Source organism: Paenibacillus sp. GXUN7292 (assembly GCF_050864975.1).
In the GTDB taxonomy this organism is placed as follows: domain Bacteria; phylum Bacillota; class Bacilli; order Paenibacillales; family Paenibacillaceae; genus Pristimantibacillus.
The window spans coordinates 174,741-199,712 of record NZ_JBOZWO010000003.1 but is presented as its reverse complement, the minus strand read 5'-3'; the positions used below and the strand labels follow the sequence as shown (position 1 = coordinate 199,712).

The 24,972-nt window shown below is 44.6% G+C and carries 17 protein-coding genes and 1 riboswitch; of the genes, 13 read left to right on the top strand and 4 right to left on the bottom strand.

Annotated features, from left to right (window positions below):
* Positions 1 to 6: 6 nt before the first annotated feature.
* The 4 genes from ACRRU2_RS05115 to ACRRU2_RS05100 all read left to right on the top strand — a co-directional run bounded on the left by ACRRU2_RS05115 (position 7) and on the right by ACRRU2_RS05100 (position 9,551).
* On the top strand, positions 7 to 891 hold the full coding sequence (locus tag ACRRU2_RS05115; protein WP_331699881.1) for a carbohydrate ABC transporter permease: 885 nt from the start codon (positions 7 to 9) through the stop codon (positions 889 to 891).
* A 7-nt stretch (positions 892 to 898) separates the two neighbouring features.
* The gene (locus tag ACRRU2_RS05110) at positions 899 to 2,926 is read left to right on the top strand and encodes a hypothetical protein (RefSeq protein ID WP_432500215.1); all 2,028 of its coding nucleotides are present in this window, start codon (positions 899 to 901) and stop codon (positions 2,924 to 2,926) included.
* A 103-nt stretch (positions 2,927 to 3,029) separates the two neighbouring features.
* Complete coding sequence (locus ACRRU2_RS05105) at positions 3,030 to 8,312, top strand: DUF4838 domain-containing protein (protein ID WP_432500214.1); 5,283 nt, start codon at positions 3,030 to 3,032, stop codon at positions 8,310 to 8,312.
* A gap of 27 nt (positions 8,313 to 8,339) precedes the next feature.
* Complete coding sequence (locus ACRRU2_RS05100) at positions 8,340 to 9,551, top strand: M24 family metallopeptidase (RefSeq protein ID WP_432500212.1); 1,212 nt, start codon at positions 8,340 to 8,342, stop codon at positions 9,549 to 9,551.
* A 145-nt stretch (positions 9,552 to 9,696) separates the two neighbouring features.
* On the opposite strand, the gene ACRRU2_RS05095 is transcribed toward ACRRU2_RS05100, so the two are convergent.
* Positions 9,697 to 10,770 carry an acyl-CoA dehydrogenase gene (locus ACRRU2_RS05095; RefSeq protein WP_432500211.1) on the bottom strand — a complete coding sequence of 358 codons (1,074 nt, stop codon included), beginning with the start codon at positions 10,768 to 10,770 and terminating at the stop codon, positions 9,697 to 9,699.
* Between the two features lie 124 nt (positions 10,771 to 10,894).
* Positions 10,895 to 11,005, top strand: a riboswitch (TPP riboswitch).
* A 615-nt stretch (positions 11,006 to 11,620) separates the two neighbouring features.
* Between ACRRU2_RS05095 and ACRRU2_RS05090 the strand changes: the two genes are divergently transcribed.
* The 4 genes from ACRRU2_RS05090 (at position 11,621) to ACRRU2_RS05075 (ending at position 14,534) form a co-directional block, all read left to right on the top strand.
* The gene (locus tag ACRRU2_RS05090) at positions 11,621 to 12,637 is read left to right on the top strand and encodes an ABC transporter substrate-binding protein (protein WP_432500285.1); all 1,017 of its coding nucleotides are present in this window, start codon (positions 11,621 to 11,623) and stop codon (positions 12,635 to 12,637) included.
* Positions 12,638 to 12,650: 13 nt separating this feature from the next.
* Positions 12,651 to 12,935 (top strand): thiamine-binding protein, encoded by a 285-nt coding sequence (locus tag ACRRU2_RS05085; protein ID WP_432500210.1) that lies wholly within the window; start codon positions 12,651 to 12,653, stop codon positions 12,933 to 12,935.
* Between the two features lie 2 nt (positions 12,936 to 12,937).
* Complete coding sequence (locus tag ACRRU2_RS05080; protein ID WP_432500208.1) at positions 12,938 to 13,696, top strand: ABC transporter permease; 759 nt, start codon at positions 12,938 to 12,940, stop codon at positions 13,694 to 13,696.
* Between the two features lie 64 nt (positions 13,697 to 13,760).
* Positions 13,761 to 14,534, top strand: a complete 774-nt coding sequence (locus ACRRU2_RS05075; protein WP_432500206.1) for an ABC transporter ATP-binding protein — start codon at positions 13,761 to 13,763, stop codon at positions 14,532 to 14,534.
* A 40-nt stretch (positions 14,535 to 14,574) separates the two neighbouring features.
* Here the strand turns inward: ACRRU2_RS05075 and ACRRU2_RS05070 are convergent, their stop codons facing one another.
* The 3 genes from ACRRU2_RS05070 to ACRRU2_RS05060 all read right to left on the bottom strand — a co-directional run bounded on the left by ACRRU2_RS05070 (position 14,575) and on the right by ACRRU2_RS05060 (position 16,606).
* A complete protein-coding gene (locus ACRRU2_RS05070) occupies positions 14,575 to 15,525 on the bottom strand; it encodes an NAD-dependent epimerase/dehydratase family protein (protein WP_432500204.1) in 951 nt (316 codons plus the stop codon).
* A gap of 154 nt (positions 15,526 to 15,679) precedes the next feature.
* Complete coding sequence (locus ACRRU2_RS05065) at positions 15,680 to 16,222, bottom strand: NADPH-dependent FMN reductase (RefSeq protein ID WP_331699802.1); 543 nt, start codon at positions 16,220 to 16,222, stop codon at positions 15,680 to 15,682.
* Between the two features lie 30 nt (positions 16,223 to 16,252).
* On the bottom strand, positions 16,253 to 16,606 hold the full coding sequence (locus tag ACRRU2_RS05060; protein WP_331699801.1) for a DoxX family protein: 354 nt from the start codon (positions 16,604 to 16,606) through the stop codon (positions 16,253 to 16,255).
* A 133-nt stretch (positions 16,607 to 16,739) separates the two neighbouring features.
* On the opposite strand from ACRRU2_RS05060, the gene ACRRU2_RS05055 reads away from it, so the two are divergent.
* The 5 genes from ACRRU2_RS05055 to ACRRU2_RS05035 all read left to right on the top strand — a co-directional run bounded on the left by ACRRU2_RS05055 (position 16,740) and on the right by ACRRU2_RS05035 (position 24,965).
* A complete protein-coding gene (locus ACRRU2_RS05055; protein WP_331699800.1) occupies positions 16,740 to 17,087 on the top strand; it encodes a winged helix-turn-helix transcriptional regulator in 348 nt (115 codons plus the stop codon).
* Positions 17,088 to 17,863: 776 nt separating this feature from the next.
* Complete coding sequence (uidA, locus tag ACRRU2_RS05050) at positions 17,864 to 19,603, top strand: beta-glucuronidase (RefSeq protein WP_432500202.1); 1,740 nt, start codon at positions 17,864 to 17,866, stop codon at positions 19,601 to 19,603.
* Positions 19,604 to 19,929: 326 nt separating this feature from the next.
* Positions 19,930 to 22,275, top strand: coding sequence for a helix-turn-helix domain-containing protein (locus ACRRU2_RS05045; RefSeq protein ID WP_432500200.1), 2,346 nt, complete (start codon positions 19,930 to 19,932; stop codon positions 22,273 to 22,275).
* 184 nt (positions 22,276 to 22,459) lie between these two features.
* Positions 22,460 to 24,049 carry an extracellular solute-binding protein gene (locus ACRRU2_RS05040; RefSeq protein WP_331699796.1) on the top strand — a complete coding sequence of 530 codons (1,590 nt, stop codon included), beginning with the start codon at positions 22,460 to 22,462 and terminating at the stop codon, positions 24,047 to 24,049.
* Between the two features lie 19 nt (positions 24,050 to 24,068).
* The gene (locus ACRRU2_RS05035) at positions 24,069 to 24,965 is read left to right on the top strand and encodes an ABC transporter permease (protein ID WP_432500197.1); all 897 of its coding nucleotides are present in this window, start codon (positions 24,069 to 24,071) and stop codon (positions 24,963 to 24,965) included.
* Positions 24,966 to 24,972: the final 7 nt, after the last annotated feature.

Sequence of the window (24,972 nt, the reverse complement as noted above, 5' to 3'; positions counted from 1 at the left end):
GTTAATATGCTGCGCCAAGCTTCTTTCGGCAGGAAAGTGTTTGTTGTAGGAAACTATCTCTTCCTTATCTCTCTTTCACTGCTATGTCTGCTGCCTTTAATTCAAATGCTGGCCATTTCTTTCAGCTCCAGCTCGGCAGCCTCGGCGGGCCTGGTTAATTTGATCCCTGTTGATTTCACGTTGTCTTCTTATAAATATATCATGCAAAAAAAAGAGTTTATTTTATCTTTTTTAATTACGCTGCAGCGGTTCGGGCTCGGCTTTGTCATTAGTATGGGACTCTCTATTTTATCTGCCTATCCATTGTCCAAGGAGAAGAAAGATTTGTACGGCCGCAGTTTTTACGCTTGGTTTTTTGTGTTTACGATTTTATTCAGCGGCGGGCTTATTCCGACTTACATCGTTGTAAGCAAGACAGGGTTGATCGATACGATATGGGCGCTTGTTATTCCAGGTGCGGTTTCTGTATTCAATGTTATTTTACTGCTTAACTTTTTTCGGGGGTTGCCGCGGGAAGTTGAAGAGTCCGCTTTTATGGATGGGGCAGGGCATTGGACAGTGCTATGCCGCATGTATATCCAGATGTCGTTGCCGGTAATAGCGACAATCGCCTTATTTACAATGGTATTTCATTGGAATTCTTGGTTTGACGGCCTGATCTATATGAATTTTCCTCAAAATTATCCGCTGTCAACGTATTTGCAATTGATGGTTATTAACAGCAATCCTATGAAGACGGACCCTAACAATTTAAGCGGGATTTTGGAAATTTCCGAGAGAACGACACGTTCGGCGCAAATCTTTCTAGGAGCTCTTCCAATCCTTATTGTGTATCCGTTTCTACAGCGTTTTTTTGTAAAGGGAATTGTACTTGGAAGTGTGAAAGGATGAGTGTGCAATGAGTATCCATTATGAGCGATGGATCTGGATTGAATTAATTGGCTTTGACAATCAGCAGCCGGATTATGCTGTTGGGGCCTATCTTGATAATGCGGGATTTATACCTGAAAGCATTTCTTTATTGTTTTACACGCCTGATTTTGTCCATGGGCATATGGGAATGGAGGATGAACGGGAATTGCCTATGGAAATCTGTTCATACGGTGCCCGCCCCTATAGCAAAGATCGCAGCAGGCAGCGATGGACGAATTATGAGCTGCGTAATTTGGTTCGTGAGTTTCAGAAGCATGGTATTGAAGTATACTGCGCCTTTTTCGATATTTTTCAATTTGATGGGGAGGATGGCAGTGAAGAGCTGCGTAAAAGTGCGTGGTGTGGCGCTCATCCTGAGTTGTACGAAATGCGCAAGACGGGCGAGCCTTTCCCGGGAATTAATCCGCTAAGGCGTATGAAGGACGGCAGCCTGTATGAAGACAAATTTGTAACGGAGCTCGTTCAGGTGCTGCAGGACTACGGATTCGACGGCTACCATGGCGCTGATGGCTATACGAGCCCAAGGCTGACTCTGGCGGAAAGCGATTATTCCGATGATATGGTGGAGCAATTTATGCACTGGAGCAGTGTGGAGCTGCCGGAAACGCTGCATGCTTCATGTGATGGCATGCGGGATGAAATGGTACGGCGCGCAGACTGGATCTGGAATAACAAGCGGATGGAATGGGTGCAATTCCACAGCGGCAGATGGGCGCAGCTTTGGCAAAAAATTATGGCTGCGATACGCAAAATCGGGAAAAAAGCCTATGTGAATACCGCCTGGACAAGAGATCCGTTTGAAGCGCTATATCGTTACGGCGTAGATTACAAGCTGCTGGCTGATACAGGGATTGATGGGTTTATCGTAGAGACTGTCGGCGCGTCTCTCTCAGCAGGAGCCGGGGAAACCGAATATGAACCGGGTTCTGAATTTATGACTATGCTAATGATGATTAAAGCTTATGTGCCGGATACGAAGCTGATTTGTTTAAATGCGCTTCATGATACTCATGAGCAATGGGATGCGATCAGTCATGCACCTACCGTACTGGAGCGGGATATTCATTCCTTAACGAATATGTATCTGGCTGGAGGTAATCAAGTAAGGCGCTGTGCAGCTGGTTTTATGGCTTGTCTTGGAGATTGTATAAGCCGGGAGAACTGGAAGTGGATTACTGCGCGCTGGGATTTAGGATTTGATGCGCAGCCGCAACGCATAGCGGGAGCCGCAGTGGTATGGTCAGATGCGATGCTGCAGTCATCTATGCGCGAATATATCGATTATCGCAATTGGCCTGTTCATAAGTACACGAATGAGCTGTTGGTGCGTGGAGCACCGATACATGCAGCTATTCGAATAGAAGATATCCCTAACTATAACAGCTCAATACTTGTAACTAATCTGCATTTGATGCCGGATGATGAACTGCAAACTATACTCGCTTATCGGGGAGGGGCTGCAATTCTGATCGGGCGGATGACGGAGCGGATTGCTATGTCCTTAAAGCACTTTGGTATTCAAAGCGGCCTTCGTGAACAAAAGTATTTTTGCGTAATTCGTGATCCTGGAAGCGAGGCCGGCAAAATTTACTTTATGGAAGAAGAGTCCCAAGGTTCAAATGGACTGACGCAAGAAGTGGGTGGAATTAACGATGGGATCACTTGGTCGGAAAGCTTGCATTTCCATCCCATGGCAGAGTCGTTTATTAGCCGCATAGTGGAGGATCTGATTGAAGTTACCGCAGCACCAAAAATATTAAAAAATAAATCCTACATTCGCGTTGCTACATTAGAGATAGCTCCGCGGCGTTACCGCCTGTTATTGACTAATTTACACATCAATTATAAATCCGCACATGTTCAGATGGGCAGCTCCATACAGCAGATTGATGTCTTGACTGAGTTTCCTGGTGTCCCTGTTAAGGCACGTGATTCCCAGTTTAGTTTGTATGTACCCGGGCGAGGGGCGGTAATTGTGGAAGTAAGCTTGTAATTATGTCAGTCAAAAGCAGGGGGTGATTGCAGCAGAATGATTATTGCCAGGCTAGGGAGAAATGCAAGGAGGACTCGATAATAATAGTGAAGGAGCGGTTATTATGTATACGAGTAACAGGTCCAAACGAAATCGTTTTTTGTCGTTGGCTATAATTACTTGCATGCTGCTTATGCTATATCCGCCAATAAAGGCTGAGGCAGCAAGTGAGGGTGTGAATGCTCAGCAAAATTTATCGGATATTTCAAAGCATTGGGCGTTTGATGTTATGCAATCATGGATTGAAAGCGGTTTATTGAACGGGTTTGGCGATCACACATATCGTCCGGACAGTTCTGTGACACGCGCCGAATTCGCAGCTTTTATCAACCGAGTGTTTAATTTTCCAGCTATTTCAGATGGCAGCACTCCGTTCTCGGATGTGGCAAACAGTGCCTGGTATATGCATGATGTTAGCAAATTGCATGCCTTTCAAATTATTAACGGTACTGGAAATGGGAAGTTCTCGCCTGATACAAACATTTCTCGTCAGGATGCTGCTGTTATCATTGCGCGTGCTTTTAAAGTAAGCTCTGGCCCTGAAGCAGTAGAAGCCTTTGCTGATGCAAATAATATTGCTGCGTACGCCGCCGCTGAAGTGGCAGCCTTGCAGGCAAAGGGATACGTGAAAGGAAGCGGAAATAATTTGTTCAGCCCGCGAAAAAACATAACTCGGGCTGAGGTTGTGCAAATGATTCAAAATGTGATGGGAACACTAGTGAACCAACCTGGTACTTATAATGAAGATGTTACTGGCAACCTTGTCGTCAACAGCGCGAATGTTCAATTAAGAAATATGACAATACATGGGGATTTGTATATCACTCAAGGTGTAAATGACGGCGAAGTGCTGCTGGAGTCCGTCACTGTATTAGGCTCCGTATACATTCTTGGAGGCGGAGAGAAAGGAATTATGCTGCTTGATTCGACGGTGGCAGGAGCCGTACGTGTAGACAAGTGGGATGGCAAAATTAAAATGACGGCAGGTGAAGGTACTGAAATTCAAGCTTTGCATATGAACGCAAGCGGTATGATTGATTTGGCGGCATCTGCCAAAGTGGCCGTTATGACATTCAATGCACCTGCTGCAGTAACAGGAGAAGGAACGATTGAACGGGCCATATTTAATGTGTCAGGTGCTCGATTGAATAAGTGGCCGCAAAAAGTAAGCTTTGCTGCGAATGTAACAGCTACTATTGACAATGTGCTGGTGGCTAAAGATACTCGCAGTCAGCCGACTGTCACTGTACCTGGCAACTATTCTGAGCCGGGCCCAAGTCCGAGTCCAAGTCCAAGCCCAAGTCCAAGTCCAAGCCCAAGCCCAAGCCCAAGTCCAAGCCCTAGCCCTGGCATTCCTTTGACGATTGTCAATTCGGGTGTCGCCAATTCTGATATCTTGATTGGCTCGGAGGCGGATGAAATGCTGCTCTATGCAGCCCAGGAATTGCAAGAGTCAGTCAAGCTCGTAAGCGGGGCAGAGCTGCCAATCTTTAAAAGGGATTCATCGGCGGCTGTTAGCATCTTGTTTGCAAACAGTGAAATGTCACTCGCTAAAAGCGGGCACTATCCACTTGAAGTGCATATCGTAAATAACGAGGCAAGTCCTGCCGTAATCTCTCTTGTACAAACTAGCAATAGTGCCATTCCTGTCAACTTGCCGGCGGACGTGTCAGTGGGGGCATATGAACGAAAAATTATCCGAGGCTCTTTTCAAATGGCGGAAGCGTTGGCTGATGGCAGCTATGTCATAGAAGTAAAGGCAACTTCAAGCGGCGGTGTTACGCTCAATACGCTTTCGCTGCCTGTCCAGTATGCATCGAACCTGCTTGTTAATCAGGGGTTTGAACACAATAATGGCGGTAATCTGCAAGGCTGGTACTCACCATCTGCTGTAAGGGATGCAGCAGTATGGAGATCAGGCGCCCATTCGATGCGCATAGATCTTGACGGCAATTCCTATATGTTTGCCAGGAGCGAACAGGAACTGCAATTGACGCCAGGAAAACAATATAAGTTAAGCGCATGGGTGAAATCGGCGGGTGCAGGAAATATGAATATGGAGATTCACGAGCGGCAAGCTAGCGGCGGCAGCAATCCTGTTACGGCCCGTACGGTAAGTACATTAACTGACGAATGGACATTGGTGGAACTGGACTATGCACCACCTGTGACTGCCAACTACAATTTCAATAATGTCTACTTCTTCATGTCGGAAACAGAATCCATGTGGGTAGATGATATTAAGCTGATTGAAGTGAACGCACAGGAAGAGCCAATGCCAGAGATTACGATGGTCAGTTCAAGCCATGCTAGCGATAAAGTGGAGCTTGTGCTTGCTACACCCGGCACCGAGCCGCAGCTTGCAAGCTTGTATGCAGCTGATCTCAGTTTTCTTGCCCAGTCAGATGGCTTTGCTATCCGTAAAGAGGGCAGCCGTATATACATTATTGGTGACGAATCACGAGGCGTGTTAAATGGCGTTTATGATTTCCTGGAACAAAACGCAGATATGCTGTGGACACGCTCGGTAGATATAGGAACCCTTTATGAAAACCAGTCAACGATTATTGCCGAGAAGGTTGATTATGCTGAAAAATCGCCGTTTCAGCTAAGAGGGTGGCATACGACAGGTTCGGGCAAATATGGGGAGTTCCACTCCGATTTGGACACAGAAAAGATGCTTGCGCGCAACAAATTAAATACTAAACTGGCTGAAATGGGCAATGTGCAGTATTGGAACAGGCATGACCGTGTCGGAATTACACCGTTCCTGCTTGGTCACAATTTAGACTCCTGGCTGCCTAATGAGAAGTATTTTGCAGCGCACCCTGAGTACTATAACGAAATTAATGGGGAATATGTGCCTGTCACGCTGGATCGTTCACAAATTAATTTTTATCATCCGGATGTGCCGGGAATTGTAGCCAATGAGATGAGGGCGCTGCTCTCCGTCCAGCCGCTGGAATATGTTGGGGTCGGCATTATGGATAACCAAGTATTCAGCCAAGGAGAGCTTAGCAATCAGCCGTTCACAACTCCGGCAGGGCTTACCGTTCAACCGGAAGATCCTGCGTATAAATCAACTGTGTTCTTTACATTTCTGAATAAAGTGGCGGCGGATCTAAAGCAGACTCATCCAAATGTAAAAATTCCGACATTTGCATATTTCTTCACTGATACACCGCCTAAGGTCGAACTGGAAGACAATATTATTATTGTAATGGCGCCGGCTGCGGAAGACGCGAGGGCTCCATTCAATACAGCGGATCAAAACAATTCGAACTATAGCTACAAGCTGAAGCTAGAGGCTTGGGCAGCGAAGACGCAAAATATTGTGATGTACAATTATTATGGCTGTTGCTCCAACAATGTATATGAAAGGCCAATTGCCGGCAAAGTCCAAGCGGATCTGCAATACTATCGCGATCTTGGCATTACGGGTGTATTGCCTGAAGGACAGGTAGACAACAGCGATATTTGGGGTATCAACGCCTTGCAATATTGGCTCATCCACAATTTGTATTGGGATCCTGATGCTGATCTGGAAGCGTTGAAGGACAAATTCTTGACCAAAGCTTACGGGGCGGCGGCTGAAGCGATGGGCAATTATTATGACTTGATCGAGCAGGGCTATAATTATGACCAGCAACCAGTTAGCGTCTATTCTAGGGAAAGTCAATATATTGGCCGATATGTTATTCAGGCCGGAATAGCGGATGCTGCGCAAGCTGCTCTGGATACTGCGTGGGAACTGGCGGATGCCAAGGGCAAGCAGCGCATTGCCCCTATTAAAACAACGTTTGAAAAGATGGTATTCACAGTTGGGCAACTGCCGAATTTATCAGCAACAGCATATAAAACGAGCTATAGTAAATCGGATATTATGAATGCGACGGATTTCAGTTCTGGTCCTTGGACAGAGGCAGTGCCAATGAACGATTTCCGGGAAATTGGTACTAAGCTGCAAGTACCGGAAGAAACGAAGGTATACCTGCTGTGGGATGATGAAAATCTGTATGTCGGCTATGAAAATTTCGATAACGATCTGGACAGTATGGTTGTCAGCGAGAGCGCTCCAGGTGAATGGTGGAGCAGCGGTGCGGATGACTCGGTTGAAACCTATGTTACTGGAAACAGGGAAGGCACTTACTATGGTTTCTTTTCTAATCCGGCTGAGGTGAAATTCGAGTACAAGTCATTCCAAGACCCTTCCTATAATGGGGAGTGGTATGCTGGCGCCCATATAGGCACAGACCGATGGAATGCCATTCAAGTTATTCCATTTGCCAGCATTGGCGTCGATCCAGCGAATATCGATACACTCTATGGCTTCTTCTTCCGAAACTTCCATGGCAAGGAACGCTTTATTACATGGGGGGGAGGTATGGTCTGGAATCCGGGCGATTTCTATCCAATCCATCTGGAACAGTCAAAAAGCCAGACTAATCTCGTTGAGAATGCTAGTTTTGAGTATGGTAATGAAGGAAGCTTTGCAGCGGGCTGGTTTTCGACTTCAGCGAAGTGGGATCATACGGAAAAATATAGCGGCACCCATTCGTTGAGACTGGACTTGAATGACGCACCGTACGTGTTCACACGTGCGGACCAGGATCTCGAGCTGCAGCCCGGCAAGCGTTACAAGCTGAGCGCGCGGGTCAAAGGAGCCTCGTCTGGCAGTATAAGCATGTCCATCTATGGAGTCGGCACAGGAGGGACGACTACGATGGCGGCCAATGTGGATGCTAGTGCCAATCATCAATGGCAGTCGATCGAATTGGAATATGAACCTGAATTAACGATGTCATATGACCATCACTGGGTTTACATCTTTATGTCAGGTACGGATAAGTTATGGATTGACGATGTGGTAATAACAGAGATAGATTCACCTGAAGGTGGCAATTTGCTATATAATTCGGGATTTGAAATCGCTACGCCGTCCAGTTTTCCGGACCGCTGGTTTTCAGCGTCTGGCGTATGGGATCATGAGACGGCTCATAGTGGCGGACGTTCCTTAAAGATTGAGCTGCAAGGAGCCGAATATGCAATGGCCAGATCGCTGCAGGATTTTGAACTTGCGCCCGGCAAACGGTATAAGCTGAGTGCTTGGGTGAAGGGGCTCACTGCAGGTTCAGCAAGCATGTCCATCTATGAGATGCTGCCAGGCGGCGGCAATAATCCAGTAACAGCCAATGCAGTTATTGCTCTGAATGGCGAGTGGCAGCTGCTTGAGCTGGAATATGAGCCGGATCTTAATGCGGCAAATGAGTATAATCATATCTATTTCTTCATGTCAGGCACGGATGCAATATGGGTCGATGATGTATCGCTTATTGAGTTGCCATAAATGATCATGATTTGGAGGCGGTTGGATTTGAAAAAATTGAAGCTGGAGCATTTCGAAGCAAGAATTGCTAGGCTGAAAGAAGTGATGCACCAGGAAGGGCTTGATGCTTGTCTTATTTATGGCGATGAGTATAGAAGGGAAAGCCTGCGCTATGTGAGTAACTTCTGGCCGCTTTTTGAAAGAGGAGCACTTATTGTACCTATGACTGGAGAGCCAATACTATTGGCAGCACCGGAGGGGGAAGTCATGTGTAAAGAGATGAGCGTATGGCCAGATATTCGGTTTGTGCCGGACTTCTCCTGCATAACCGTGCCTGATGAAATTGAGTATCCTCAAGCAAACTATACTAGCTTCCAAAAGGTTTTTGAGGAGCTGAGAAGCAAGGGGACGTTCGGGAAAATAGGAATTGTTGGAATGGATGCTATGCCGCACACTGTTTATATAGCGATTCGAGACAGCGTTCCTGGCAGTGAAGTAGTTGATGCGAATGCCATTCTATTCGAACAGCGTCTATTGAAAACGAGTGAGGAAATTGCTTGTTTAAAGGAAGCGGCACGCATTGCGGATTGTGCGTATAGAGCATTGCTGCAAAGGGCAAAGCCCGGTGTAACTGAATTACAACTAGCAGCAGCGGCACATGAGGCGGCATTTCAAGAAGGTGCAGAGTATATTCCGTTCTGCCTCGTGTCGAGCGGTGAGCGTGTTGCCACGATAATTGGAAGAGCAACACAAAAAGTTGTCGAAGATGGAGATATGGTCATGGCTGCGCTTGCGGTTCAATACGAGGGATATATAGCGTCGATCAATTTTCCATTTGTGGTTGGGGCAGCATCAGAGCAACAAAAGAAATTTATAGATTTGTTAATAGAAGCAAATGAGAGAGGAAAGGCAGCAATTAAACCAGGAATCCGAATGGCGGATATGGTAAAGGAAGTAAAGCATTATTTTAGAGAACAGGGAGTATCGCAGTATGATCTTTACCCGCCTCTTCATGGTTGTGGTGTAGCTGAGGCTGAATCACCCTATCCAAATGAGAATTCTACAGGTGTTTTCTTGACAGGTATGACCGTGAACACCGATATTAGCTTATTTGGCCATCCCGATGGCTCGAATCGAATTGAAGAATGTTTTGTTGTTACAAGCGATGGTCATGAGCCAATGTCGCAGCTTGTCGGGGAACTGAGTTGTCAGTGGCTAGCAAAGCGGGAGATAACTATAGGCTCGCCGACAACATCTTGATTAATCGTAGAAATCTTAGTTTGCTAATGACTATGGTGCTGCACTCTGTCTAAATTCGGTTAGAACTACAGAAAACGACTGCCAGTTTGACTCTTAAGTCTAACTGGCAGTCGTTTTCTATTGTTGTATGGATCGTGCGTTAAGATTATTCCCCTTCAAACGGCACCAGCAAGCTATGTTGACACGCAGTCTGCAAATCACGCCAAATTTGATTGATAGGCTCGTCCTCCATAATGGCTGATATGCCCATGTAAGGAAACAGGTTTTGTACGCAAGCTAACGCTGTTCTAGAGGTCTGCTGGCATACCTTGCTAATTTCTGTGATCTCTTCAGGAGTAAATGGCTGCTGATCCATATGGCTATTCCAGGACTGATCAATTGTCTCATAAAAAGTGCGGCTTGCGCTGCTCAATTGATTGTCTGCTTGCCTGATAAGTCCCATTATAAATTCGTATCTTCCTGCTCTTGTTGATTGCCATGCCTGCTGTCTTCGCTCAGCAAGCGATTTGGCTTCATCCAGAAAATGTCTGGAGATGCCAATGCCGATTGCGCAAAATGTGGCCTGGGCGAAAGGCAGAAACGGGTAGCTGAACAATGGCTCATCCAAGAAGGCAAGCTGCTCGGTTAAGCTAAACGTTCTTTCATCTGCCACAAACTGATTATTTACGATCATGGAGTGGCTGTCGGTTGCCTTTAGACCGAATGCTCGCCAATCGTGAACGATTTCTACCTGCCCAGGCGAGAATGCAAATGCACGAATTTCTGGGTTGTCAGAGTTGTTACTTTCGATTATACAATTGGCAGTGAAGGTGGTGGCATGCTCGGAGCCGCTGCAGAAGCTCCATTTTCCGTTTACAATATAGCCTCCTTCAGTGCGCACTGCTGTTCCAGTTGGCGCGCCGCTGCCTGCGATGACAGCTTGCGGTGGTGAAAAGACGCTTTTAGCTGTATCAGGCTGCATGAACGCAGCAAAGTATCCACCGCCGGCACCGATTGTTGTCAGCCATCCAAAGCTTCCGTCGACCCATGAAGCATACTCGAAAATTTTAAGTGCATCCGGCAAAGCCGCCATTTCTCCGCCCAATGCCTTAGGCACAAATAGTTTAAACCAATTGCGCTCTAAAATTAAGTTCAAGGCATCCCGCGCCAGACCGCCTTCATTTTCCGATTGTAAAGATACGCTTCGAATTTGATCGATCATATTTGGTTTCAGGTTCATTTGTATCTCTCCCAGCTGAAGTTATATAGATTAGAATAACACTGTAGACAATGGAAGTCATTCGAGCTATAATGATAGGCGCAAAGGCCATTGCATGCAAGACATAAATTAATTTTTAACAATAGCATATTGCCTGGGGTGCTGGAATCGGCCGGCTGAGATTGTGTCCCTTAAGACACTGACCCGTTAACCTGATCTGGATAATGCCAGCGTAGGGAGATGTGACGCACAATTCGCAGTATATTTCATGTGGAGTGTAAACAACGCCCTTGGATCGTTAAGATCAGGGGCGTTTTTTGGGTTATTTAGGAAATTATGCATCTATTAAAATTGTGAATAAGTATATCAAAATGCAAATCACTTCTCGGAGGATCTACTATCTGCTGCCATACCGTAACATGAAGTATGCGTTGTGGTGCAACAGGGATGATGATGGGCAGATCTGTTGTTTGGCGTACGCCGCGGCTGTTGAGCTCGAATGGATCCTAATGATGCGGACACTGGTGTCCGTTAGCGCTCATTTTTCGCCAACTACCCCTTTCTAGCGGACAGAAATGTCCGTTAGCGAGAAAAAAGCTAGAGAATTCGACGGAATTTTCTTCTAATGGTCATAAATGTCCGTATATTAAACAAAAATAACTGTTTTTTGGTTCTAACGGTCATTAATGACCGCACCACAAAGAAGATAGGCGGCTAAATAGATATCGGAAGCATCGCTTGTTTTTTTACACACGATGATGGCAGGTTAGGTCACCGATAGGTGATTTTGTACTGAAGTAGGCCGCGAAGCCGTTTATCCTTGGCTCAATAATGGTTTAGACATACTAGGAGGAGAAACACTGTGCAAAAAATGACTAGAAAAAGTATTTTTATTTTGATCGCTGTACTGCTTGTACTTACCGCTTGTTCCAAAAAACAGGATGGAAATGCTGGACAAAAAGCTGGCGAAGGCAATAACAAGCCTTTAACCGATGTTACTTTAGTGCTGAACTGGTCGCCGAATACGAACCATACGGGTCTGTATGCTGCCCGGGATCTGGGCTATTATGCCGAAGAAGGCTTGAATGTTGATATTATTTTACCTGGTGCAAGCGGTCCGAATGCGATCGTAGGATCAGGTCAAGTGCCTTTTGGCGTCAGCTTCCAAGAAGGCGTAACGGATGCGCGTGTTGAAGGTGTGCCGGTTGTCTCTATTGCAGCAGTTATCCAGCATAATACTTCAGTGTTCGCTTCACCTGTTGCTAAAAATATTAAATCCCCGAAAGACTTCGAAGGAAAGAAATACGGCGGCTTCGGAGCTGCAGCAGAGCCTGCCATTTTGGAGTCCTTAATGAAGGAAGACGGCGGTGCGGATGTCAATAAAGTGGAAATTCTTAATGTGGGTGAAGCAGACTTCTTTACATCTGTGCAGCGCGATATCGATTTTTCATGGATCTATTATGGATGGACAGGAATTGAGGCTGAGCTGCGCGGATTCGAACTTGATTCGATTTATCTAACCGACTATTCTGAAAAGCTGGACTACTACACACCGGTTATTATAACAAATGAGAAAACGATGAAAGAACAGCCTGAGCTGGTAAAAGCGTTTATGGCAGCTACCGCTAAAGGCTATCAATATGCGATTGACCATCCGGAGGAGTCCGCTCAGATATTGTTGAAAGCTGTGCCGGAGCTGGATAAGGACCTGGTTATTGCCAGTCAGAAATGGCTGAGCCCTCGCTACCAAGACGATGCTGCTCAATGGGGCTTGCAAGAGCAAGAGGTTTGGGAAAATTACGCGAGCTGGCTGAAGGAATACAATTTGCTGGATAAGGAATTCGATGCAGAGGCAGCCTTCACAAATGAGTTTTTGCCTGCGAAATAAGGGAGGAATTTCGATGCCAAATGCAGTAATGAGCTTTGAAGCGATTGCGCGTACGGAGGACTCTGCTCCATTTATGGATCGTGCAGTGGAAATCCTTCGAGAGTCGGGCGTGAAATTTATTGTTGGACCGCTTGATACTTTAATGGAAGGCGAGCTTGGAGAGCTGCTGGAGGTTGTCAAAAGGGTAAATGAGGAGCTTTCCGCTATAGGCGGGAACACAAGCATCTCGTCGCTGATTAAAATACATTTTGATCCGCAAGGCATCTCTATCGATCAATTGACTGAAGGGTATCAGTAAAGATGAAGAGAATGAGATTGACAGCTTGGTGGCCGCCCGTTGTGGCGGCTGTGCTTTTTTTGATCCTATGGCAAGTGTCGACCGTGTTGTTTGACATCCCGAAGTGGATGCTGCCAAGTCCACTGGAGATTGCTAACGAAGCTTACATCAGCTTGCCGCGCATTTGGATGCATACAGCAGCAACAATCCGTATGACGATTCTCGGTTTTATTGCAGGTGCAACAGCCGGGATCACTTTGGCTTTCCTGCTGCACTTTTTTCCATTTGTCAGAGCAACCTTTTATCCATTTCTTATTATGAGTCAAAACATTCCGATCATTGCGCTTGCACCTTTATTAATTATCTGGTTCGGGCTGGGGCTATTGCCAAAAATGATTATGATTGTAATAGTAGGCTTTTTTCCAATAACGTTATCGACCTTGAACGGCTTCGCTCAAACGGATGCGGGGATGTACAGCTATATGCAGATGTCTGGTGCGACTAAAAAGCAGTTATTCTGGAAGCTAGAGCTGCCGCATGCGATGCCTTTTCTCTTCTCGGGGCTGAAGATTTCAGCCACTTATAGCGTAATGGCGGCCTTTATAGCAGAATGGCTTGGAGGAAATACCGGGATCGGCGCCTACATGATTATTGCAAAATCCGCATTTCGTACTGATCGGGTGTTTATTGGAGTTTTTGTCATTGTATGCTTGAGTATGGCATTGTTCGCTTGCGTCGTTTTGCTGGAGAAATGGCTAACCCACTGGAAAAGAAGCAAGTAAAGCCGGAACCGGCAATCGCTAGTCGAAGCTGCAAAAAAGGTAAGGGAGTCAGGTGAACGAATCCATGTCAACAACGAAGCTGGAGCTGCATGGGCTGTCCAAAACGTATTCTAGCAAAGGAACAGCAGCCAAGGTGATTGAAAATGTAACGTTAACTGCATCAGAGGGAGAATTCGTTTCGATTATCGGGCCTTCCGGATGCGGGAAAAGCACCCTTTTTCACATCATTGGTGGAGTTGCCGAACCGTCTGCCGGCAAGGTTGTGCTGGATGGCAAAGAGGTTACAGGCAGCAAGGGGCTAATCAGCTATATGCCGCAACAGCCCGCTCTTTTTCCTTGGCGGACCATTCTGGACAATGTCATTATGGGGCAGGAGCTTGCAGGTTCTTCTAAGAAAGAAGCAAGAGAGGCAGCCAGAGAATGGCTCGCCAAGGCTGGACTTCAAGGCTACGAGAAGGCTTATCCGCATATGCTGTCAGGCGGCATGCAGCAACGCGCTGCATTCATCAGGGCTTTGCTGAGCCCAAGGGAAGTGATGTGCCTGGATGAACCGTTCGGCGCACTTGATGCATTAACCCGGCTGGATATGCAAAGCTGGCTGCTGGATATTTGGGAAAATAATAAACGTACCGTTTTATTTATTACACATAGTATTGAGGAAGCGCTCTTTCTGTCTGACAAAATCGTATTGCTGTCACGAAAACCAACCCGCGTATTAAAAGAGATTACCGTTCCTTTGCCTCGTCCCCGTCAGGAAGAGCTAGTGAACGATCCGCTATTCCTTGAATTAAAGCAGCATATTTATGGATTGATGAAGCAGGAGCAGAGGCACAATTAAAAGGAACTATGAAGCCATTCGTTCAGCTCAAATGCTATCATTAATTTGTTGTACGAAGTCTCTCCAGCCATTGCTTAACGACATGTGGAATGCCTTGCTTTGCGTTAGGATAACGGAATTCGAAGCCCGTAGCCAGCAGCTTGGCATTCGAGAAATAAGTATGCGCAGTCGCGTATTCCGTTAGAACAGGCCCGATTACTAACCGGCACAGCCACGCAGGAATTTTGACTACTTTTCCGGTTACGCGCAGTTCCTGCTCTATTATATTTTTGAACGATTCGGAAGGCATCGGATTCGTATCACACAAAATATAGCTTTCTCCTGTTGCGGCATGCTTCATTAAATGCAGGCAGGCTCTCGCACAATCCTCCACATGAATTGGCGAAAACATCGGCTCATTTCCTTTTAAGGAGTAGATGGGCTTATTGTTATGCAAAGGTTCTATAAACAACTGTACAGTCCAGGAATCCGCACCATAAATTTGTGCTGGAAATACGGTTGTAATAGGCAGTCCCGTCTTCTTGTACTTATCCAGCACATTTACAGATGGGGCAATATAAGGTCCCCACCCTTTTGGGGTGCTGCGGTATGTTTCGTCCTTTGCCCGATCAGCGCCGCTGTCGCCCAAATAGCTGGTTCCCGCTACGTATATAATATTTTTAATTACAGTAGGATTGATATGTTCTAATAACCGCACTGTCATTGCATAATGGCCATCACTATACGCGGAAGCAACTTTTTTTGTAACCTTCTTCCCCCAAGTAGGCGGTGCCGCCAAGTGAATGATGTACTGGCATTGTTGAATAACTTTTTGCCATTCCCCATCCTTCAGCAAATCTCCTACGACCGCTTTAAGGCCTTTTTCCTCTAGCTGCTTTGCTTTTGCTGCAGAACGCGTAAGCACGATCAGTTCTATATTTTGTTTAATTGCTTCTTGAATTAATGTTTTACCTACATAGCCTGTGCCGCCTGTAACAAATACCTTATCCATTGCTTTGATCTCCTACGTTGTCATTTTTATATAAGTTAACACGAACTGAGGATTTGTTTTGTAATAGCGACTACGAATTTTAAATGCTTTTAATAATAAAAAAAGCTTCAAACCGGAAACCGATTTGAAGCGCTGTATGTCTGAAGGAAGTTGCTTATCTCAAAGTTTTCAAAGCGCCGCTCCAAGCAAGCACTTGGTCAAGCATCGCATTAACATTAGTCAAATGCAATTCAGCAGGCTTGAAAACAGAGAAGTTTTCGAAATCTGTAAACAAAGACAGAGTTGGATGTACACGAACATCAGCAACCAGTAGCTCTCCCAAAATACCGCGAAGATGCTCTGCTGCACGAGCTCCGCCAGTAGAGCCGTAGCTTACGATACCAGCTGCTTTGTTATTCCATGCTTCACGAGCAAAATCGATAGCATTTTTCAAAGCGCCTGAAATGCTGTGATTGTATTCTTGAACGATGAATACGAATCCGTCTAGGCTAGCTAGTTTTTGATTCCAAGCCGCAATGCCAGGCTCGCTGCCATCAGTTGTACCTAAGAACGGCAAATTGAAATCAGCAATATCAACGATTTCGTAATTTGCATCTGCGCGCTGCTCTGCTATTCCTTTTACCCATTCGCCTACTTGAGGACTAATGCGACCTTCACGAGTGCTGCCTAGAATAATTCCGATATTTAACTTCGACATTCTGTTGGTTCCTCCCTAGATGGTTTGTTTTTACCAGCGTCCGATTGCTATAACAATAGCTAACGCCAAAATAATGATGTTCATGCCGATTGCCTGATTTTCTTTTCTTTTGGCATGAAAAATAGCAGCAAGAAGCATAATAATTCCTAATCCTATAGCAGCAATGGGAGTTAATACTGGAGCTATTCCTGTTGCGAAAGGGATAATTAACCCAAGTCCGCCGAGCAATTCTGATACCCCAATGAATGTAACCAGGCCTCGACCGTATTCCTTCACCCAAGGCATTTTGGCTTTCGTTTTCTCATACTGGAATGCCTTTGAACTACCAGCCATAATAAACATGAACCCCAAAATGATTTGGATGACCCATAAAGCTATATTCATAATCGTATTTGCCTCCTTGTTTTATAGTTACTGCTATGGTTATAATAAATCTTAAGAGCAGTCTTGAATAGTAGACACTTAAAAGTAACATAGTGTACAAAAGGAAACCTTAAGAGAGGAGCGGGATTTCGCCATGTCACATGACTGTAAAGTTGAAACAGCCCTCGATATTCTCGTAGGCAAATGGAAGCCGGTTATTTTGTATCATATTTTGTCGAGCGGGGTTTTGCGGTTTAGCGAGCTTCAGCGATTAATTCCTGAGATTACAAAGAAAATGTTGACCACTCAATTGAGAGAATTGGAATATCACAATATTATTAACCGCAATGTGTACCCACAAATTCCTCCAAAAGTAGAGTATTCGATTACGGAGTATGGAAAAGGATTAGTGCCGCTTCTGGATGCGATGCATCTTTGGGGAAAGGCGCATATTGAGCATTTGAATGAGCTTTATGGAGAAGAAAAAGCGGAGCATGTATAATAGGAATAGAAAGTAAGGCTATCTTTTAAGGTTATAAACCTTTTGGGATAGCTTTTTTGTTGCCGTAACATGAAGTATGCATACGGTGCAACAGGGATGATGATGGCGTAGTTCTGTATGTTTGGCGTACGATGCGGCTGTTGAGCTCGAATGGATCATAATGATGCGGACACTGACGACCGTTAGCGCTCATTTTTCGCCACTTCCACTTTCTAGCGGACAGAAATGTCCGTTAGCGGGAAAAAAGCCAAAGAATTCGACGGAATTATCTTCTAATGGTCATAAGTGTCCGCGTATGCAACAAATAGACTGTTTTTTGCTTCTAACGGTCATTAATGACCGCTCCGCAAATATGACGCATTGTATCTTCTTTACATACAATGACGGCAAGTTAGGTACCAATAGACAACTGTCGATTAATTGTGGGCAACGATTGGTAAGCAATAAGAAAGGGGAACGAAGAGCAAGATTGGGAATGGAGAAGCGGCAGCGTCCGCCTTTGTAGGCCAATTTTATCCTTTACATGGCTTATTTAATCAAAAAAATTGGACTACAACAGCGGTCGGAATCCCAAACTTGATCGTAGTAAGATCCCTTTCGATTGCTTATTGCCCTATCCACAATTAATCGACAGTCTCAATAGGCGCTTTGTTTAGTATTTATTTTCCACTCAAGGATTTACACACAACATGTAAAAAAATTGCACACTGAAGGAGTAGGAATTATTTTAATATGAGATAAGTTAAAATGGCCATAATCTATAGTGGGGTGACAGAATGCTTTATCCGCAAATGAATACTTACCGGACGATTTATGATATGAACGGCTTTTGGCGCTTTAAAGCTGATGTTGACGTTATTGGTGAAAAGGAACAGTGGCATACAGGCGTGCCTGGAGATCGCGAGATTGCAGTTCCGGCAAGCTGGAATGAACAGTACGATGATTTAATGTACTTTATGGGTACAGGATGGTATCAAAAGGAATTTGAGCTTCCGCTGGACGGTGGCGACAAAACCTATTGGCTTAGAGTAGGCTCAGCAAATTATTATACTAAGGTATGGGTGAATGGACATTACGCAGGGCACAATGAAGGTGCTCATTTGCCGTTTGAGTTTGATATAACATCGTATCTTAACGTACAGGACAAAAATACTGTTGTTATTTCTGTAGATGCTGCAATTGGCAAGGACCGCTTGCCGCCAGGAGATGTCGAGGATGAAATGATTGTTGGATTTAAGGGACAATATCCTAACAACTACTACGATTTCTTTCCTTACGGGGGCATTCAGCGTCCAGTACAAATTATCGTAAAGCCGCGAACGCATATTGCCAAGCTGATGGTGCGCACAGATGTGAATGAAGCCAACACAGCCGGCTCTGTTCATTATCAAGTTCACTTGAACGAACAGGCGCCAGGAAATGTCCGAATCGTATGTGACGGGCAAGTGATCGAGTCTGCAGTGGATCGTAAAGGTATGGCGGAAGGCATTATAAGTGTTCCAAACGCTCAGCTATGGTCGCCAGCAAGTCCTAATCTTTATGAGTTTACGGTACAATACGTAGAGCAAGGTGAAGTAAAAGATAAATACTCGCAGCAGATCGGGATTAGAAGGATTGAAATTAAGGGTAATCAGCTATTGCTTAATGGCGAGCCGGTCTTTCTGCGCGGAGTAGGCATGCATGAAGACTTTCCCGTGCTAGGCAAAGGCTTGAGCCACGCTGTAATTGCGAAGGATATCAGCCTCATTAAGTGGCTAGGCGGCAATTCATTGCGAACGACGCATTATCCATACAGTGAAGAATTTTTGCAGCATACGGATAAGGAAGGCATTCTCGTTATCGGAGAAAGTCCTTTTGTCGGCTTTGTCAAAAGTCACTATAAGGATTCCGCGATAATTGATAAAGCTGCCAAGGTTTTGACGAGAATGGTAGAGCGCGACTGCTGTCATCCGTCTATTATCGCCTGGAGCCTGGCTAACGAGCCAGATTCGCTGGATGAAGGAGCGGGACCTTTCTTCAAAACATTGTATGATACGGTCAAGGGGCTGGATAGCAGCCGGCCAATTACCTTTGTCAATTGTGTAGACCCGGATAAAGATACAGCTATGCAGCATATGGATTTTGTAAGCTTGAATCGTTATTATGGCTGGTATGAGCAAGCCGGAAGATTAGATGAGGGCTGCGAGGTGCTTGATAAGGCGCTGGACCGCTGCCATGAACGTTTCGGCAAGCCTATTATTATTACGGAATACGGGGCAGACGCTATGGCTGGCGTGCATACTAATCCGCCAGAATTATTTTCAGAAGAATATCAGGCGGAGATGCTTACCAGACAGTATCGTATCATCAAAGACAAGCCTTATTCGATTGGCGCGCATGTATGGGCATTGGCTGATTTCAAGACAAGCCAAACCCCATCTCGAGTCGTAGTGAATCGAAAAGGAATGTTTACGAGAGAGCGCCAGCCCAAGCTATCCGCTCATAGAGTGAAGCAACTGTGGGACGAGGAAAAGTAATGTAAGAAAAGGGCAACAGCGCCCCTCAGTACGGTTAGAGAAAGCAGCAAAAATAAAAATTAACTAAGCGTTTGTTCAATGAACAAACGCTTTTTTTATTTTAAGAATTTATAAGTTTTTTCTATAAACTTGTTCTTATCATTCTTCGGTAAATGCGCCTTTCCAAAGGACGGCAGAGCCATTTATCCTTGTAGTGTGCGCAATAACTGCCATGCTATAATTAGCAGTACAATTTCTTACAGGTCCTTGTTAAGACAGATAAGAAATTCTATTTTTGTCAGTACAGCTTTTATATTGAAAGCGTTGTCAAGAAAAGGGGGAGAATAATGCGCAAGAGCAAAGCTTTATTCGAGACTTTAAAAGGCTTAAATATGAAATACCGCTTTTTCTTTAAGATTTTAAGCTACTTTTTGCTGTTGCTCATACCTTTGAGTGCAGTCAGCAGTATTTATTATTTTAAAATGAAGTCTATGAATGAAAAAGAAATACACTCAAAAATGCAAAAGGACATAGCTTCTATCAGCTCGGGTGTGGATCTCTATTTAAGAACGATTCAGGAAAATCATTATAATCTGCTGCAAGACAATACCGTACATGCTTATCTCTACAAGGAGGAGGCAATCAGCCTCGAGGAAAGAGTGAGGCTTTACGATATTAACCGGGTGCTCATGAGAACGGGCAGCATTGTATTTCCTTATGTTCAGGATGTTTTTCTTTACGTGGATGACAAGAGAGTGTATTCAGGCAATGGTACCGATGATTTTGATCTGTTTTTTACAAAATTTCATCCGTTAGAGAAATATCCGGCCAGCTTCTGGAGAAGCAAAATGGCTGAAAATAAAAAGTATGAATTGCTGCAGCCGACTGCCTATACAGATGGCAGAATGGTTCTGCCTGTTGTTAACAAGCAGCTTGTTAATGGGGAGTATGCAACAGTCGTATCCTTGCTGTCTTTAAACAGTATAAATATGATTTTCGAGCAAAATTCGTATATAAACGCAACAAATTACTTTGTTTTTGACCAACAGGATACTCTTATCCATAGCTTTGCTGCCGATAAAAAAGCACATTTGCAAGAAACAGCTGATCAAGCAGCAGCCTATATAAAAAACAATGAAATCGACCTTAGCAAAGGATTTGACTTCATTAAACTCGGCAGAGAGGAAGGTTATCTCTATTATGAAATGTCTGATGCTTCTGGCTGGAAATTTGTTTCATATACGACTGCTGATCAAATTTCTAATCCGGCCAGCCGGTTGATTCAATTTATTTTTATTGTTTTTTTGGCGATTTTTGTACTGACTGTCATGCTGGCCGTATGGTTGAGCATTCGCATTTATTCACCAATTCGCAAACTAAGTGCTCTTATTGAAGACTTAAAGGAGGAGGACGGGCAAGTTAATCATACCGATGGTCATTTGGAAAGCAGTGAAGTGCATCGCATCGGATCGGGGTTGCGCCAGCTTGCTGACGGCAAAAAGTATTATCAGAGCAAATTTCAAAATGTATCTCATCAATATATGGAGCAGGCTCTCCTCCAGTTGTTAAAAGGGCAATATAAAGGGGAAACGGGGGAACTGGAGCAATATCTTCGCGAGAATTACAACTTTGAAGGCAAAACTTATATGTGCTGTGTTGTCCAGTTTCATTTTTACGATGCTTTTTATAAGGAGATACAGGATGTTGAACGATTCAATATATTATCGAAGCTGCGCAATGTTATTGCAGGTTTAATACAACCGCATATGAAGGCTGCCGTAATGGAATATAATACAGAGCTTTATGCTTGTATGATGGACGGAGCTGAGCGCGCGCGATTAGAAAAAGTGCTGCAAGGACTTTATGATACATTTTCAAGTGATATTCACTACTATCAGCTATTAATTGGAGCTGGTTGTGTGCATGACAGCATAACTGGTGCGCGCGCTTCATTCGATGAAGCTTTTGCTGCTATTGAACGGATGTTTGATAAAGCCGGATCCCATATTGTTTATGCAGGGGAAGCGGATGTGAAGAAGCATTATTATTACAGCTTTCATGATGAGCGTCAATTAATTAATTTTTTGCAGACTGGGCAGGAAGAGGAGCTGTATGAAAAGCTGCACAGCATTATGGATCTTAATCGCAAGCAGGGTGTGTCGAGCGGGGTAATGCAGCAGCTGTACGCGGCTTTGAGGAGTACGGCAGTAAAGTTTGCATACGATAAACAATTGATTTTGGAGCTGGATCAAAATTTTACGAAGGAAGCAGGAAAGCATGAGCTAAACAAATTGAAGTCATTTTTCTCTCAAGTGCTGGTGCGCAACCAAGAGAAGGTAAGAGAGGAAAGCAAGCAAGAGCAATTGGCAGAACAAATTATTAAATACGTTGATGAGCATCTGACAGAGGATTTGTATTTGGAAAGAATTGCAGAGCAAATGGATGTATCGGCAAAATATATTTCAAAAATTTTCAAAGAAAAAACAGGGACGAATTTGACGGATTACATTGGCCTAAATCGGATCAAGCTGGCACGCAAGCTGCTGGTGCAGACTAATTTGCCGATACATGAAATCGGAAATCAAGTGGGTATTTATAGCCGCACCACATTTTTGCGGACATTTAAGAAATGGGAAGGAATTGCCCCTGTAGATTATAGGCAGATGCATCAAGGCGTGGAGAAAAGCAATTGAGCGGTTTGCGAAATATGGAGCATGGCGATAAATGAATCAAGAGCTAGAAGTGGGAAATATGAAGCAGCTATCTCCCATTTTGCATCTTTAAGCCTGCGGCGCTGTTGCGTACACTACAAATGAATGCGCTTGCATTTTTCAGGAAGACAAGAGTCAAATAGTGAAAATGACGAGGAGGCGAAGTATGAGAAGATTTGCAAAGGTGCTCATTTTGCTGGTGTTGTCCGTAAGTTTAGCAGCAGGCTGCAGCTCGAATCAGCCTGGCACAAAGGGGGAGAATGGGAATAACGGATCTCCAAAAAGCTCCGAGCCTGCTAGCAGTTCAAAGCCTGTCTCCGTAAAATGGATGATGGCCGAATCCAGCGTGCAGCCGATGCAAGCTAAAGTTCCTATTATTGATGCTATTCGTGAAAAAACAAATGTGAACATTCAACTAGAGCTAGTACCGAGCAGCAGCTATCAGGAAAAAATGACGACGCTAATATCTACGAATAACATTCCAGACATTCTCCGTGTTACCGCCAAGGAAGTACAGGCTTTTGCAAGAACAGGAATTTTTCTTAATTTAAGCGAGTATGAACATTTAATGCCGAATTTTATGAAACGGATAGAGGACCGGCCGGAAATCAAAAAAATTATGGTAGACGGCAGTCTGTACTCCTTTCCTCTATTAGAGGATTTCAGAGTTAGTGTAGCGCCGCAAGCCATTTTACGAACGGATTTGCTGGAGAAGCATAATTTAAAGATGCCGGAAACTTGGGAGGAGTTGTACCAAGTATTGAAGGAGCTTAAACGGCTTTATCCGGACAGCCATCCGTTTACAACGAGACAAAAGACGTTAGGCACGATCAATTTACTTAGCTTCCCGCTTGGTTCCGGGGGCGGCGGATCGGTTCCCGTCTATTTTGAACCGAATGAAAACCGTTATATTTACGGACCGTCGCATGAGCGGTTTGTTGAAGCTATCACTTATATGAATAAGCTGTTTACAGACGGGATTTTAGACCCTGACTATTCGATTAATACGCAGGATATGGCTTGGGAGAAGCTTTCTTCGGGTAAATCCTTTTTCTATTACGATAACAATACCTTTGCAGCGAGGGTATTTAATCCCGCTATTAAGCAAGTCGATGCAAATGCCAAGTTTGAGATGATTGATCCGCTTGAAAACAGCTTTGGCGAGGTTCGTTCATTCCGCTATCAAAGAGACTGGCTTGAGACTGACTATGTCATCAGCTCCAAAGCGGCTAATCCGGAAGCGATCATAAAGATGTTCGATTATTTTTATTCGGATGAAGGGACGAAGCTGACCAATTTCGGAGTTGAAGGGGAGCATTATACGATCGAAAACGGTTTGGCTATGCCTGTGCAGGCGCTGCGGGATAAGGTGAAAAATAAAGGCGGGGACGTTGCCGCCAATATGAGGGGCGAGGTAGGCTTAGGGCAGTTTGCGTTTGCCGTTAACATTGATGAGACTTGGGACACGATCTCTACAGATCCTTATATGCTTGAGATGGGCGAGAAAATTAATGAGTTGACGGAAAAAGGCGAAATTCAGTACCAGTATTTGAATCCTCCATTTACAGAGGATGAAATTGATGCTCTTAAAAAGCTGGAAAACAAAGTGAATACGTATTATCAGCAAGAAATAGACAAATATATTATGGGCACAGTGCCGATGAGTGAATTTTCCAAGTTTCAGCAAAAGCTGTACGCGGACGGCGGCAAGGAAATGGAGCGCATTTATAATGAAGCGTTAGCTAGAATCCAATAAAAAAGCGGGGTAGCTCGCCATGGTATGGAAACAAATAAAGGAAAGCCGTTACTTATATGTACTGTTCGCGTTGCCGCTGCTTTATTTTGTTATTTTTAAGTATGGGGCGATGTTTGGCTTATTGATTGCTTTCCAAGATTACGATGTATTTAAAGGCATATGGCACAGCCGGTTTATCGGATTGGAGCATTTCCGGGAGTTCGTAACGGATGCGTACTTCTGGAAGGTGGTTCGCAATACTATCGTCATTAACTTGTATATGCTTCTATTTTATTTTCCGATGCCGATTATTTTGGCGTTAATGATTAACGAAGTGCGCTTAACTTACTTCAAAAAGGTTGTGCAGAGTATTAGCTACTTGCCGCATTTCTTGTCCACGGTTGTTGTGTGTGGTATGCTCGTCAATTTGCTTTCAACAGACGGGATGATCAACCAAATTATAGCGGCCTTTGGCGGCACGAAGATTTCTTTTTTTATGAAGCCTGAATGGTTCCGGTTTATTTATGTCATTTCGGAAATATGGCAGAAGGTCGGCTGGGGTTCGATTATTTATTTAGCTGCTTTATCCGGTATCGATCCTCATTTATATGAGGCCTCACGAATGGACGGAGCCAATCGTTTTAAGCAAATATGGCATATTTCCTTGCCAGGCATTGCACCTGTCATTTCTATATTGTTTTTGCTGACGCTAGGGGAGCTGTTGTCTGTTGGCTTTGAAAAAATATTGCTGCTTTATACAGGTCCAACCTATGAAACAGCGGATGTCATCTCTACTTATATTTATCGGCGGGGCTTGATCGGTGCAGATTTCAGTTACGGCACAGCTGTTGGCTTATTTCAGTCGGTTCTTGCGTTATTTTTAGTATATGGTGCTAATAGAGGAGCCCGGAAGCTGGGCTCAACGAGCTTGTGGTAAGGAGGGA

Excerpts from the sequence above, each read along its gene's own strand:
- ACRRU2_RS05110 (WP_432500215.1), top strand. The coding sequence starts at position 899 with ATGAGTATCCATTATGAGCGATGGATCTGGATTGAATTAATTGGCTTT.
- ACRRU2_RS05045 (WP_432500200.1), top strand. The coding sequence starts at position 19,930 with ATGCGCAAGAGCAAAGCTTTATTCGAGACTTTAAAAGGCTTAAATATG.
- ACRRU2_RS05060 (WP_331699801.1), bottom strand. The coding sequence starts at position 16,606 with ATGAATATAGCTTTATGGGTCATCCAAATCATTTTGGGGTTCATGTTT.
- ACRRU2_RS05070 (WP_432500204.1), bottom strand. The coding sequence starts at position 15,525 with ATGGATAAGGTATTTGTTACAGGCGGCACAGGCTATGTAGGTAAAACA.
- ACRRU2_RS05075 (WP_432500206.1), top strand. The coding sequence starts at position 13,761 with ATGTCAACAACGAAGCTGGAGCTGCATGGGCTGTCCAAAACGTATTCT.
- ACRRU2_RS05035 (WP_432500197.1), top strand. The coding sequence starts at position 24,069 with ATGGTATGGAAACAAATAAAGGAAAGCCGTTACTTATATGTACTGTTC.
- ACRRU2_RS05095 (WP_432500211.1), bottom strand. The coding sequence starts at position 10,770 with ATGAACCTGAAACCAAATATGATCGATCAAATTCGAAGCGTATCTTTA.
- ACRRU2_RS05090 (WP_432500285.1), top strand. The coding sequence starts at position 11,621 with ATGACTAGAAAAAGTATTTTTATTTTGATCGCTGTACTGCTTGTACTT.
- ACRRU2_RS05080 (WP_432500208.1), top strand. The coding sequence starts at position 12,938 with ATGAAGAGAATGAGATTGACAGCTTGGTGGCCGCCCGTTGTGGCGGCT.
- ACRRU2_RS05085 (WP_432500210.1), top strand. The coding sequence starts at position 12,651 with ATGCCAAATGCAGTAATGAGCTTTGAAGCGATTGCGCGTACGGAGGAC.
- ACRRU2_RS05065 (WP_331699802.1), bottom strand. The coding sequence starts at position 16,222 with ATGTCGAAGTTAAATATCGGAATTATTCTAGGCAGCACTCGTGAAGGT.
- ACRRU2_RS05040 (WP_331699796.1), top strand. The coding sequence starts at position 22,460 with ATGAGAAGATTTGCAAAGGTGCTCATTTTGCTGGTGTTGTCCGTAAGT.
- uidA (WP_432500202.1), top strand. The coding sequence starts at position 17,864 with ATGCTTTATCCGCAAATGAATACTTACCGGACGATTTATGATATGAAC.
- ACRRU2_RS05115 (WP_331699881.1), top strand. The coding sequence starts at position 7 with ATGCTGCGCCAAGCTTCTTTCGGCAGGAAAGTGTTTGTTGTAGGAAAC.
- ACRRU2_RS05105 (WP_432500214.1), top strand. The coding sequence starts at position 3,030 with ATGTATACGAGTAACAGGTCCAAACGAAATCGTTTTTTGTCGTTGGCT.
- ACRRU2_RS05055 (WP_331699800.1), top strand. The coding sequence starts at position 16,740 with ATGTCACATGACTGTAAAGTTGAAACAGCCCTCGATATTCTCGTAGGC.